11 protein-coding genes are annotated in these 12662 nt (G+C 71.7%); 4 read left to right on the forward strand and 7 right to left on the reverse strand.

The genetic code is table 11. From position 1 onward, the window contains the following. Positions 1-284: 284 nt before the first annotated feature. Together AB0J93_RS23000 and AB0J93_RS23005 are read right to left on the reverse strand one after the other, a co-directional pair. Positions 285-1139, reverse strand: a complete 855-nt coding sequence (locus AB0J93_RS23000; protein WP_363924548.1) for an alpha/beta fold hydrolase — start codon at positions 1137-1139, stop codon at positions 285-287. 446 nt (positions 1140-1585) lie between these two features. Then, positions 1586-2395, reverse strand: a complete 810-nt coding sequence (locus tag AB0J93_RS23005) for a TerC family protein (RefSeq protein WP_363924386.1) — start codon at positions 2393-2395, stop codon at positions 1586-1588. A gap of 605 nt (positions 2396-3000) precedes the next feature. Between AB0J93_RS23005 and AB0J93_RS23010 the strand changes: the two genes are divergently transcribed. From AB0J93_RS23010 to AB0J93_RS23025, 4 genes are all read left to right on the forward strand, one after another. Next, positions 3001-3549, forward strand: coding sequence for a hypothetical protein (locus AB0J93_RS23010; protein ID WP_363924387.1), 549 nt, complete (start codon positions 3001-3003; stop codon positions 3547-3549). 57 nt (positions 3550-3606) lie between these two features. Beyond that, complete coding sequence (locus AB0J93_RS23015) at positions 3607-5046, forward strand: AAA family ATPase (RefSeq protein ID WP_363924388.1); 1440 nt, start codon at positions 3607-3609, stop codon at positions 5044-5046. Between the two features lie 85 nt (positions 5047-5131). After that, positions 5132-5629, forward strand: a complete 498-nt coding sequence (locus tag AB0J93_RS23020; protein WP_363924389.1) for an RloB family protein — start codon at positions 5132-5134, stop codon at positions 5627-5629. A gap of 88 nt (positions 5630-5717) precedes the next feature. Beyond that, entirely contained in the window at positions 5718-6818 is a 1101-nt protein-coding gene (locus AB0J93_RS23025) for a J domain-containing protein (RefSeq protein ID WP_363924390.1), read from the forward strand. Between the two features lie 18 nt (positions 6819-6836). Here the strand turns inward: AB0J93_RS23025 and AB0J93_RS23030 are convergent, their stop codons facing one another. The 5 genes from AB0J93_RS23030 to AB0J93_RS23050 form a co-directional block, all read right to left on the reverse strand. Next, complete coding sequence (locus AB0J93_RS23030) at positions 6837-7274, reverse strand: hypothetical protein (RefSeq protein ID WP_363924391.1); 438 nt, start codon at positions 7272-7274, stop codon at positions 6837-6839. A 25-nt stretch (positions 7275-7299) separates the two neighbouring features. Beyond that, the gene (locus AB0J93_RS23035; RefSeq protein WP_363924392.1) at positions 7300-7563 is read right to left on the reverse strand and encodes a DUF6244 family protein; all 264 of its coding nucleotides are present in this window, start codon (positions 7561-7563) and stop codon (positions 7300-7302) included. Between the two features lie 222 nt (positions 7564-7785). Beyond that, complete coding sequence (locus tag AB0J93_RS23040) at positions 7786-8907, reverse strand: hypothetical protein (protein WP_363924393.1); 1122 nt, start codon at positions 8905-8907, stop codon at positions 7786-7788. 3 nt (positions 8908-8910) lie between these two features. Continuing rightward, a complete protein-coding gene (locus AB0J93_RS23045; protein ID WP_363924394.1) occupies positions 8911-11640 on the reverse strand; it encodes an FtsK/SpoIIIE domain-containing protein in 2730 nt (909 codons plus the stop codon). A 163-nt stretch (positions 11641-11803) separates the two neighbouring features. Continuing rightward, a complete protein-coding gene (locus AB0J93_RS23050) occupies positions 11804-12604 on the reverse strand; it encodes an SGNH/GDSL hydrolase family protein (protein ID WP_363924395.1) in 801 nt (266 codons plus the stop codon). Between the last annotated feature and the right edge of the window lie 58 nt (positions 12605-12662).

Genomic DNA, 12662 nt, shown 5'->3' on the forward strand with positions numbered 1-12662 from the left:
CGAAAGCGGGGCAGAATACCCCCCCCGCGAGCCGGCAACTTCGGGGAAAGTGCTGCCTGCGGCCCATCTGGACCCGGCAGTTTCAGGGATGTTGCTGCCTGCGGCCCGACCCACGCGCCGCGCCGCCTCACATCGCGCGGCGGCGACCTCGGGGACAGGGCTGCCTGCGCCCGGCCGGGACCCGACAACTTCGGTGATGTTGCTGCCTGCTGGCCCGCCGCACGGCGATGTGGGTCAGTGGGACGCGGCCCGGCGAAGAGGTGGGGTCGCCGGGCCGCGGTGGGTCACAGGGCCAGGCAGTTGGGTTTGATCGCCGCGTCGCGGAGGACCTGCCGGACGACGGTGTAGGTGGTGCCGTCGAGCACCAGGCCGAGGTGGCCGACCACGCGCAACGGGCACCGGGACTGGATCAGTACGTTTGTCGCCCCGTCGGCCAGCATCGCGTTGTCGACCGGTCGGACCAGTTCGTCCTGCCAGGTGCGCACGGTGGTCCAGCGCACCGGGGCCGGGGTGTCGTCGCCCGCGTTGAGGGCGGTGAGGAACGACGACCCGATGGTCATCTGCTGGCAGGCGATCACGCCGGCACAGCTGCCCAGACCGAGGAACGACACGATGTTGGCCACGTACGTGCCGTACTGCGGGGTGCCCAGGCTGACGTAGCGTTCGACGGAATCGCCGCCACCGAGACTCTTGATGTAGTAGCGGCTGACCAGGCCACCTTCGGAGTGTGCGACCAGGTCGACCTTGGCACCTCCGGCGGCGGCGCGGACCTGCCCCACGTACCCGCGCAGCCCGGCGGCGGACGCGGTGATGTCGCCGAGCCCGAGGTTGGGCAGCTGGTAGATCCACACCCGGTAGCCGTCGGCGCGTAGCCGGGCGGCGAGCGGCTCATAGACGGCGGCGATGCCGCTGAGCCCACCGACCACGATCACCGGATTGGCACCGGCCAGCGCCCGCAGGCCGTCGGCTGCGGCGTCGCCAGTGGGCGTGCCGTGGGCAGACGCGGCCTCGCGAGCAGACCCGACCCCCCGGGCAGACGGGGCCCCGCGGGTGGACCCAGCCTCGCGGGCAGACGCGGCGGCGGTGCCGGGCGCAGGGGGCACGCCTGCCACTGCGGTCGCACCACTGGTGGTAGGGATGCTGGCAATGGCGGTGCCAGCAGGCCCAGTTGCGCCGAACGTGGCGGTGATGGCGGTGCCAGCAGGGCCGGTGGTGCCGGTGGTAGCGGTGCCGGTGGTAGCGGTGGTGGCGACGCGGGTGGGTGCTGCCGTGTCGGGCGCAGCATTGGCGGCGGCGGGAGCCGTGAGGACGGCGGCGACGGTGAGTGCCAGGACGGGGACAGCCTTTCGGAGCAGCATCGCTGCACCTCCCAAGGGGATCCCGGGGTTACCGGGTGGAGGCGGTGGGATGTCCGATCGACCGTGCACTGATGATGCGGGTCACAATCCAGAAACGTCAATGAAAAGTTACGCGCGGGTAGCGATTGCGGTAACCGACATCCCGCGACGGCAGCCGGCGGGCCGTCCAGGTACGACGAACGCCGCACGCACCGGGTGGGTGCGTGCGGCGCTCAGGTCGGCGTTGGTCAGCCGGCCGGCGTCGTCTCCGGCTCCGACTCCGGCTCGGTACGGGTCGGCCCCTGCTTCACGTACGTCGGGTGCAGCTGCACCGGCTGCCGCTCCTGCTGGCGACGCTGCCGCGCCCGGACCCGCAGGTTGAGGAACTCCACGAAGATCGAGAAGGCGATCGGGCCGTACACGTAGCCCTTCGGGATGTGCTGGTCGAAGCTCTCCGCGATCAGGCTCGCACCGATGATCAGCAGGAACGACAGGGCCAGCATCTTGACCGTCGGGTGCTGGTTGACGAATCTGCTGACCGCGCCGGCCGAGACCAGCATGATGATCATTGCGATGACCACGGCGGCGACCATGATGGCGAGTTCGTCGACCATGCCGACCGCGGTGATCACCGAGTCGAGCGAGAAGACCACGTCCAGCACCAGGATCTGCGCGATGACCGCACCGAACGAGACCACCTTGCCGCCCTCGCGGGCATGGTCGGAACCTTCCAGATGCTCGTGGATCTCATACGTCGCCTTGCCCACCAGGAATATCCCGCCGAGCAGCAAAATCAGATCGCGCCCGGATATCTCCTGCCCGAGCACGGTGAACAGCGGCGCGGTCAGGCCGATGATCCAGGACAACGACGCCAGCAACAGCAGGCGAGTGATCAGGGCGAGCGAGATGCCGATCGTCCGGGCCCGGGCCTGCTGGTGCTCGGGCAACCGACCGGACAGGATCGAGATGAACACGACGTTGTCGATGCCCAGCACGATCTCCAGCAGGAGCAGGGTCGCGAACGCGATCCACAGCTCGGGACTGGTCAGGAACTCCATGCCATCCTCGACTCTCACGACCGGCCGCCGGGTCGGCACCCGGACCATCGGCTGATCCGCATCATGATGAACTACCGGGCCACCCGCTGCTCCGCAACCCCACCGGCCCCACAGCGCCCCGGCCAGCACTCGACCGGCGGCACGAGTTGCGGCATCACGGCCCTTCCCGGAGACGGGAAGCCCCCACATCCCGCAACCCGCGACAGCATCCCGGCAGGTGCCGGCCGCAACCCGCGACAGAATCCCGGCAGGTGTCGGCCGCAGCCCGCGACAGCGTCCCGGCAGGTGCCGGCCGCGATGCCGCCACCCGGCCACCGCTCAACGCCCGAGTCCAGCACGGACGACCGGCCCGGTTTGCGGCATCACGGCCCTTCACGGGAGCCGGGAAGCCGCAGCATGCCGCATCCCGCGACAGCTTCCCCGGCAGCCTCCGGCCGCCCGTTCCCCGGCAGCCCTCCGGCCGCGCGCCACGAGACCGCCCCGGCCGATCTCGAACCCGCGCCACAACAGCGCACCGGCCGATCTCGGCCCGCGCGCCACGACGGCGGCTCCGAGAGCCCTCCGGGCGGCCACCCGGGCCCCTACGCGACGTAGGGATCGATGGCATGCTGTGGGCCGTGCGCGGCACCTCACCCTCCGACGAACGACTGCGGGTCATGCCGTGGTGGCTGGTGCTCGTCGGGCTGCTGCTGGCCGCCCTGCTCGGCTGGTGGGTACTGTCCTGGCTGCTCGGCGAGGCCGACCGCGCCACCGCGCCGGACACTCGGGCGACGCTGCGCATCGACGCCATCCGCACCGGGTTGACCGTGGTCGCCGGCACCGGTGGCGGGCTGGCGCTGCTGCTCGCCGCCCGACGACAGTGGATCAGCGAACGGGCGCAGCGGCACCAGGAGGTTGTCGCCGCCGCCGACCAGGCGCACCGCGACCGGGTGCAGGCGCACGTCGAGGCGGTCGCCGAGGCCGGGCAGCGACACCAGGAACATCAGGCCGAGGCCGCCGCGCACGACGCCGCCGAGCGCCGGCTGACCGAGCTGTACACCCGGGCCGTCGAACTGCTCGGCAACGACAGCGCGGCGGTACGCCTCGGTGGCCTGCACGCCCTGGAACGACTCGGTCAGGACAACGCGGCGCAGGTTCCCGACCGCTCCCATTGAGGGCCGCCTGCCCCCGGCACGCTAACCCCCACGGCGCGCCCCGAGGCGGTCCTGCGGGTGATCCAGTCAGTTTCGACCGGGAAACAGAGCAGCTCGTTCGAGGGCTTGGGTGCCGTTCTCGTGGTTTACTCGCAAGGATGGGCTTGTAACGGCCTAGTATGTAGGGGCGCACCGCTGATGTTGCTGAGTTTCCGCTTCGCCAATCATCGTTCGTTTCGCGACGAGCATCAGCTCAATCTCATGCCCGTCTACGGCGACGGTGTCGAGGCGGACGAGCTAGCTCCGCAGGCGGTCCAGGTCGTTGGCATCTTCGGAGCCAATGCATCCGGCAAGTCCAACTGCCTGGGTGCCCTGGGGTTCATGCGACAGATGGTCGTGGAGTCAGATCGGGCGGTCGAGCCCGGGGTGGGACTGTCCCGGGAGCCGTTCCGGCTGGATCCCGACACCGCCACGCAGCCGTCGCGTTACGTCGTGGACCTCATGCTCGGCGGGGTCCGGCACACCTACGGCTTCACGATCGATGACGATCGGGTGCTCGACGAATGGCTCTACCACTATCCGCTGAGTCGCAGGCGGCGCATCTTCGAACGAGATGGAAGCGAATTCTCGTGGGGGGAGGAGTCGGGTCGGCGTCCCTTGGAGCAGATCGCCGAGATCACCGCCCCGACCGCGCTCTTCCTCAGCACCGTCGCCCGTTTCGGCCACAGCCGCCCGGAGCCGGATCCGGCAAACCCGCAGCCGCTGCATGACACCTACCGATGGTTTTACCTGATGAGCCAGCGGACCGATCCTGCCTCCGGGCTCTCCGCCCTGGTGCGTGCCGGTAGTTCGGACGCCGAGAAGGTACGCCAACTCGTCGTCGATCTGTTGCAGGCCGCTGACGTGGGCATCGTTGACATCGTGGTCCGACCCGACTCAAGCGTTGAAGCACAAGCCTCGCCGGGCACCTTCATGCAACGGCTGAAGTCCGCGGCTGCGGCTGCCTTGACGCGCTATCCCCGGATCCAGTTCGCGCACCAAGGCCCCAACGGCACCGCGCTGCTCGATTTTCACGACCAGTCCAGCGGTACCCGACAGTTGCTCACCCTGGGGCTGCACGCCGCCGCGATGCTCCGCACCGGCGCCACCATGTTGATCGATGAGATCGATGCCAGCCTGCATCCGATCCTGACCGCCAAGCTCATCAGCCTGTTCCGCAGCCCGCAAGCCAACCCCCTGGGCAGCCAGCTCATCTTCACCAGCCACGACGCGGCGCTGCTCGGCACCATCGACGCCGAGGAGATCCTGCGCCGCGATGAGATCTGGTTCGTGGAGAAGGATGACCAGGGAACATCCTCGCTCTACCCGCTTACCGACTTCAAACCCCGCAAGGAGGGTGAGAACCGCCAACGCCGCTACCTCAACGGCAACTACGGCGCGGTCCCCGACCTGTCCAGCCACCTGTTCGAGCAGGCACTCGCCACCCGTGGAGACGTGGATGACACCTCGACGCGTTGAAGACCGGACAGGCCGTACGGTCGGCACCGGCCGGCGGGAAACCGATCTACGCAGGCGGCCGGCTACCCGGGAACAACGGCGGACCGTGCTGATCACCACGAACGGTGAATCGACCGAGCGGACCTACTTCGACGCGCTGAAGCGGGAACCGTGGATCAGCGCCAAAGTGGCAGTCGCCGTCGAGCGCGGCTCCCCCACCGACCTGGTACGTGGCGCAGACCGCCGGCAGCGGGACAACGACTACGACGAGGCATGGGCCGTCTGCGACGTCGACCACTACCTACCCGAGGAAGCCTCAGCCGAGGCACAGCAGTCGGGGGTACGGCTCGCCTGGTCAAATCCTTGCTTCGAGGTGTGGCTGCTGCTCCATCTGGGTCACCACGCCGGCTATGTCGAGAACGCCAAGAAGGCCCGGGATCTGCTCCGCAAGCACCTCCCCCACTGGGACAAGACGCTGCTCGACTTCGACAGCTTCCGCAGCGGCGTCAACGACGCATGCCGGCGGGCAGCGCGACTCGATCCACCACCCGCTGGAAATCCCTCCACTTCAGTTGGTGAGCTTGTCGCCGCACTACAGCGTTGAAGTGGATGCGGCCTGATCCTTCGCATCGACGGGTGCTGTTAGCATCACCGGCGGACGCGTCCAGCACCCATGAGGATCCGGCGAACAGATGTCCCCGAACGAGCAGGATCCGTACGTGCTTCTCGGCGTCAACCGGGGTGCGTCGCTGGCGCAGATTCGTGAGCGCTACCTGATCCTGGTGCAGGTCTGGCACCCGGACAAACATCAATCGAGTCCGGAGAATGTTCGCGCCGAAGCGACCCGGCAGATGCAGCAGATCAACAACGCGTACAAACAGCTCACCGACGTTCGGGAACGGGAGACGCGCGAGCGCCGAGCCCGCCAGGCCCGGAAACAGGATCACGCGAGCGGCCAGCGGGCGGGCGGTGGGCAGCGGACCCACGACTGGGCAGCCCAGCAACGCGAGGCACGCGAGCAGGAGGCCCGGGAGCGGGCGGCAGACGAACGACGGGCCCGGGATCGGGCGGCACGCGAGGCCCGCGAGCAGGAAGCGCGCGAACGCGAGGTACGCGAGCGGGCGGAAGCCGAACGGCTGGCCCGAATTCGCGAGCGGGAAGCGCGTGAGCATCAGCATCCCCGGGCCCGCTGGACTCATCCCTGGTACGAGCCGGCGAAGCTGTCCGGGCCGCTGACCATCCACCCGATCTCCATTTCGTTGTCGGATGGCGCGGAGGGTTACACGCTGCTGGCCCAATTCGAAGGCCAGGGCTCGGTAGTCTTCTTCCCCGGCGCCGACGGCGAGCTGCTCCTTTTCCGGTCCACGGAGGCCCTGCACCGGTACCTGACCGAGACCGGCTCACACGAACTGGCCGGCATTCCCGGTTGGGACGACTTCATGAACTCGGTTCTCAGAGGCGGAATCAGCGCCGACGACGATCGGTCGTTCGATTTCGGGCTGATTCTCTACAACATCAGACGCCCGGTCACCGACTGGGTTCCTCGACTCTTCATCACCAACCGCGATCTCATCATGGAGATCGCGGAGGCGTTCGAACTTACCGAGGTGCTCGGCCTGTTGAGCGCCGGCTCGGCAATCGACACACTCGACGATCTGATGCGGGTCGTCGACCGGCCAGTCGCCGGATGGGGTGCCCGCCGTCGGCTCGAGGCCCTGGAGTCGGGATCGGCGAGCACCGCGTGGCGCAAGGTGATCCGCCACGTCGAGCAACGCGTACGGTGGCTGCGGTAAGCACCCGGGCCGGCCTCGTCACTCTCCCGTGTCGCTGTGCTCGGCCTGAATGGACCGGGCGGCCGGCAGGAGCGACTCACTGAATTCCGGGGTCGTCAACACGTTTACGGCGACGCCGGGCTCGACGAGCCAGAACGCCTGGACGCCGTCGGTCAGACCGAGGCTGTCCCCGTGCTCGAACTCGCTCAGGTGCCACCCGGCGGGGTCGCGCTCGTGATACTCGCCGAGGAAGTCCCGCAGGGCGGTCAGGTCGACCAGCCGGTCCCCGCGCAGCACATGGACCCGCAGATCCACGCGATGGCCGTCGGGCACCTGCCGCTCCCAGACCCGGCTGGCGAAGCGTACGTCGTCCCACTCGGTGGCGAAGTCCGACACCTCGTCGCCGACATCGGCCGGCACCTGCCCGATGTGGAAACCGTCAAGCGTTCCGCCGTCCCGCATCTCGCCGCTGCTCATCCCACCGCCTCGATCGGGTTCCGACTCAATTGCCAAGCGCGCGTACCTTGGCGATCGTCTCCTGGACGTGCTGCCGGGCGGGCTCGTGCCCCTGGGACGCCTGCGCGAGCGCCTGCCGGTACGAGTCGATCATGTTGATCAACGGCCCGGCGGCGACACCCTGCAGGGCACCGGCGACGAGTTGACGGGCCTCGGCCGCGTCCTGCGCCGCCGCCGCCGTCTTCGCCTTCGCCTCGTCCAGCTTCTGCGCCGCCGCCGCCAGCCTGGCGATCATCTCCGCTGCGCTCACACGCCCTCCCCACGATCGCCCCACACCGGCGTCACCGCTTCGCACGAGCAGCGACCACACAGGAGCGTACGAGATCCACACACGCGCCGCGACCACCCGAGCGCGCCGCACCGCCGGGGGTGGGTGCAGTTGTTGTCGCCATGGCGGCAACAGATGTACCCACCCTCCGTCGTCTCGACCCGCCAGCCGCCCTGCCGACGACTCGGTGGACCGGCTACGCGGTCAGCGCAGCACGCGGAAAAGCAGCAGGTAGCCGCAGTAGGCGAGGGGAACCGCGAGGAAGCAGAGCAGGAACCCCAGGACCGGATAGCGCGGCGGGGTGGCGGCGCCGACGGCGGGCCGCCCCCAGCGGCCGAGCACCAGCCAGCCGCCGATCAGCGCCATGGCGGGCAGGCCGGCGAGCATCCAGGCGAGTAAGGTAGCCAACCCGACCACGCCGAGGCTCCAGCCGAACGTCAGGACCAGCAACAGCAGCACCGCGACGCCGGCGGCACCGGCGTAGACCGCGACCGCTCGGGCCCGCGCCGACCACGTCGGCAGCAGCGCCGGTTGCTGGGCGAGCAGTTCCGCCTGCTGCCCGTGCCGGTCGGCTTCGTCGGCCCAGCGCCGGGCCAGCTCCAACTCCGTCGCCGGGTCGACCTCAACTGCACGCGGGGCCGGCACCCCCGCCGCCGTCGCGCTCGCCGCCACCGGCAGCGCCGGGCCCGTCCGTCCCACACCAACCGGGGAGTACGCCCCGACATCCGGCCGCCCCGGGGCGGCGGCTGCGCCGCCGTCCGACCCCGTCCCCGGTCCCCACCCACCGCCCGGGTACCCGGGCGGACTCAACGGCCGACCGGGCGGGCCGGACACCGGCGCGGCGGCCGCGGGCGGGCTCGACGGCCGACCAGGTCGACTCGACGGCACACCGGCCGAGATCGGTGGGCCGGACGCCGGTGCCCCACTCGGCGGCGGCCCAGGCGGGCCGGACGCCGGCGCCCCACTGGGCGGTGGGCCGGGCGGGGCCGGTGCGCCCGACACCGGCGCTCCGGTCGGCGGTGGGCCGGGCGGGGCCGGTGGGCCGGACACCGGTGGTGGGGCCGGTGGCGGACCGGGAGGCGGCCCGCCGGGGATGAACCCGCCTGGCCCAGCGGCGGTCGGTGCCGAGCCGCCCGATGCGATGCCGATGGTGCGGCCGAGGTGGTCGAGGCGCTGCCCCTGGGCGATCAGCCGCCGGTCGAGGTACTCCACGGCGGCGCCGAGATCCCGCTGCCGTTCGGCCTCGGCGGCAGCGCCCTGCTCCCCGGCACGGTGCTGCACCGCGAGGTGACGGGCCAGCGCCGCGTACTCGTCGAAGGTGGACACGCCTCACTCCTGCCCGTCGGAGGGGTGACCGTCGCGGGCGAACGGCACGATCAACCGGACCCGCTGGTCGTGCCGGTCCACCAGCAGCGCCCGATCGGCGCGGGGGGTGTACGCGAGGTCGTGCACGCCGAGGTGCAGGCCGAGATCCGAGCCGGGCACGTTCAGCGCGACCAGGCAGGCGACGTCGTCGCGGTTCTGCGTACCGCCGAGGTCGTCGGCGAGCCGGCGCAGGCCGCGCCACCAGCCGAGCAGGTGCACCCCGTGGCCGGGCCCCTGTCGGAGCAGCACCCGCAGGTCGTCGTGGCCGGAGCGGAACGTGGTGGGGTCGTTCTCGCCGAGCAGGCCCGCGGCGGCGTCCATCCCGAACACCACAAGGTAGCTGCGCCCGGCCGACCCGACGCCGGAGCTCGGCGGACCGTCACCCGGGCCCGTCGGCGCACCATCCGGCCCCACCGATCCACCACGCGGAGCCGTGGGCCCGCCGTCCAGGCCGGTCGACCCACCGTCCTGGCCCGCAGGCGCGGCTCCCGGCGTGGTCGGCGTGGTGTCACCGACAGGTGACGACGGGATGTCACCGGGCCGGTGCCCGCCGGCCAGGCCGGTGGCGAGGGTGCCGATCCGGTCGCGCAACGCGGCGGCGTCGAGGCGTGCCACCCGGTGTCCGGCGGCGGCAAGCGTCGCGGCCGTATCGTCGGCCGCCGAGTCGGCGGCGGCCACCAGCGCGGCGAGCAGGAAGGTGGCTTCGCCCGGGTGGTGCTGACGGGCCAGGCTCAGGGTGGCTGCCCGCAGCACCTCGGTCCCGGCGGGCGAGGTGCCGACCACGGCCAGGTGCCGTCCGGGGGCAGTGTCCATGATGAACAGCGCGGTGGTGCCGTCCACGTCGACCGTCCGGCCGACCAGCGCCAGGGGACGCCGACCGCCGGGGCGCAACCCGGTGAAGGTGGCGTCGTCCTCGACGCGGGCGGTGTCGTAGCCGCGGAACACCGACGGCGGGCGGGCCCCCACCGGGCGCGCCTGCCACAGCTGGTGACGCAGCCGGGTCAACTCGTCGGTCGCGGCGTGCGCGTCGGGGAAGCGGATCACCGTGTTCGCGCCGGGTGCACCGGCGGCGGTGTTCACCACGGCCGACCCGACCGGCAGCGTCGCCGCGGCGTCGTTGAGGTGGTCCAGCACTCCCCCGCCGCCGGGCAGCGCCACCCGCAGCGCGAACTGCCCGAAGACCGCCTCGGCGCGGCCGTAGAGCGCCTCGATCCCGGTGGTGCTCTGGCTGGCCAGCACCAGGTGTACGCCGTACGAGCGGCCCTTGCGGGCCAACTCCTCCAGCAGGTCCACCGACTCGCGGGCCAGCGGATCGTTGCCGGCGAGCAGCACGTGGAACTCGTCGATCACCGCGACGATCCGGGGTACCGGGGTGTCGGCGGGCAGGTCGGCGAGTTTGGTGACGCCGTGCCGCTTGAGTGCGGTGGCCCGCCGGTGCAGTTCGCGGCGCAGTTCGCGCAGCACCGCCACGCCGTACTCCCGGTCGCTCTCGATGCCGACGGCGCGGGCGTGCGGCAGCCACGACGGGTCGCGTTCGGTGGGCACGAACTCGGTGAAGCTGACCCCCTCCTTGAAGTCGAGGAGGTAGAGCTGCAACTCGGCCGGCGAGTAGCGGGCGGCCAGGCCGTACAGGACGTCGAGCAGGAAGACCGTCTTGCCGGCACCCGTACGCCCGCCGACCAGCCAGTGCGGGGTGGCGTCGTCGAAGGCCATCGCGAACGGGTCGCGACCGGCGCGGCCCACCACGGTGCGCAGGCCCGCCCGGGCGGCGGCGGCCCACCGCTGCCCGGGCAGCAGGTCGGCGAAGCCGACCGTCTCGCCGCGCCGGGCGGCCTCGCCCAGGTGGGTAGCGAGTGCCGCGACGGAGGCCGGCGGCGGGTCGCCGTCGAGGATCACCGGCGCGGCCAGCCCGCTGCCGTCGGCGCTGAACGGCGTGTCGGGCGGGTCGCCGACCCGGGCGTACCCGTCGGTCAGTCGCAGCATGGTGGTGGCGCCGAGCGGTGGGGCGGAGTCGCCCGGCCCGGTCGGCGGCCAGCCGGCGAGCAGCACACAGACGGCGGCGGCCGGGCCGGCGTGGGTGAGCGCGGCCAGCCGGGCGGCCTCGCGGGGCGAGGGGACGGACGCGGCGACCAGCACCAGCAGGTCCTGGTCCGGTCGGTCGGCCTGCCGCGCGGCGCGGGCGTGCCGTTCGGCGGCGTCGAGCAGCGTGTCGACCTCCGCCTCGGTGGTGGCCGGCGGGTCGACGACTCCGGCGTCGAGCAGCGGTCGCAGTGGACCGAAGGTGGCGCCGAGGGCGGCCGTGTCCAGCGCGGCGATCCGGACACCGCCGGACGCTGCGGTGGCCAGCAGCCGCAGCACCAGGGCGCGTAGCAGGCCGGCGACCGCCGGTTGGCGGGCGTCACCGTCGATCGCCAGGTGGTGTCCCGCACCCAGGGGCAGCAGAACGGGGAAGCCGCCGCCGGCGGTGACGGCGTCGCCGACGCGCACCGGAACGGGTCGGCGGGCCAGTGGCGTGCCCGGCGTCGGGGTGGCCAGCGCGCTACCGACCCGGGCCAGCCGGGCCAACAGGTCGGTGTCGACCACCGGTGCGGCTGGTGTGGTGGCGCTCAGCGCGGTGCGGGCGGATTCGAGGTGGGCGCGTGCGGCCCGGTGAGCGGCGACCGCCTGCTCGTACGCCGACGCGAGCCTGCCCACACCCCTGCCCTTCACCGCCGAGCGCCGTCCGGTCGCAGAAACCCTAACGGACGGCGGCGACACCGGCACGTGTCCGAACCGGACGTGTCGGACCGCTTCCTCGGGCGGACGCGGACGCACGGCGGCCGACGGTCCGTACCGGACCGTCGGCCGCAGCGTACGGTCAGCCGGTGACCGCGTTGAGCGCCGGCAGGTAGCCGTGGCGGTAGCCGTCGGCGTTCGGGTGGTACGCCTCGATGATCCCGGTGACGTCCCGGATCCACGGCTGGGCGCCGCAGACGCCGTGGCCGGCGAAGGTGGGTCGGGTGTCGGCGAAGGTGGCACCGGCCGCCGCGGCCCGGTCGGCGGTCACGGTGGCCAGGACGTCGGCGGCCTCGTTGAGGATGGTGCGCTTGTAGGTGCTCATGGCCAGCAGTCCGCAGTAGCGGGTCTCGAACAGCCGCGGATAGCCGAGCACGATCAGTCGGGCGTTGGGGGCCCGCTCGCGGATGGCGGCGTAGGTGCGGTCCAGCCGGGCCGGCAGCGTGCCGGTGGCGAACGCCTTCGCGGCGTTGACCGCGTTGGTGCAGGTGGAGGTGCTGCCGAACCGGCAGTCGGTCATCACGTCGGCGAAACCGGCGTCGTTGCCGCCGATGGTGATGGTGACCATGGTGGTGGTGGCGGACAGCGAGCCCAACTGGTTGTCGAGCACGTCGGCGGTGACCGCGCCGCCGCAGGCGGGGAACCGGAAACTGGCCACGTTGTTGGCGGCGGCCCACAGCGGGGCGTACGACTTCTGGCTGCGCAGGCAGGTGGACAGGTCGTACGGTCCGGCACCGACGCCGGAGGAGTACGAGTCGCCCAGGGCGACGTAGTGGATCGGGGCGGCGGCCTGGGCGACGCCGGGGACGGCCAGCGCGCCGACGGCGGCGGTGAGGAGGGCGACCAGCGCGGTCAGGGCGCGGGCCAACGGACGGTGTGGCATGACGGACCTCACGGGGGTGGTGGTGGAGCCCGAGAGCCGCGCGCGTGGCCAAGGGTTT

Source organism: Micromonospora sp. NPDC049374 (assembly GCF_040677165.1).
Classification (GTDB): Bacteria; Actinomycetota; Actinomycetes; order Mycobacteriales; family Micromonosporaceae; genus Micromonospora.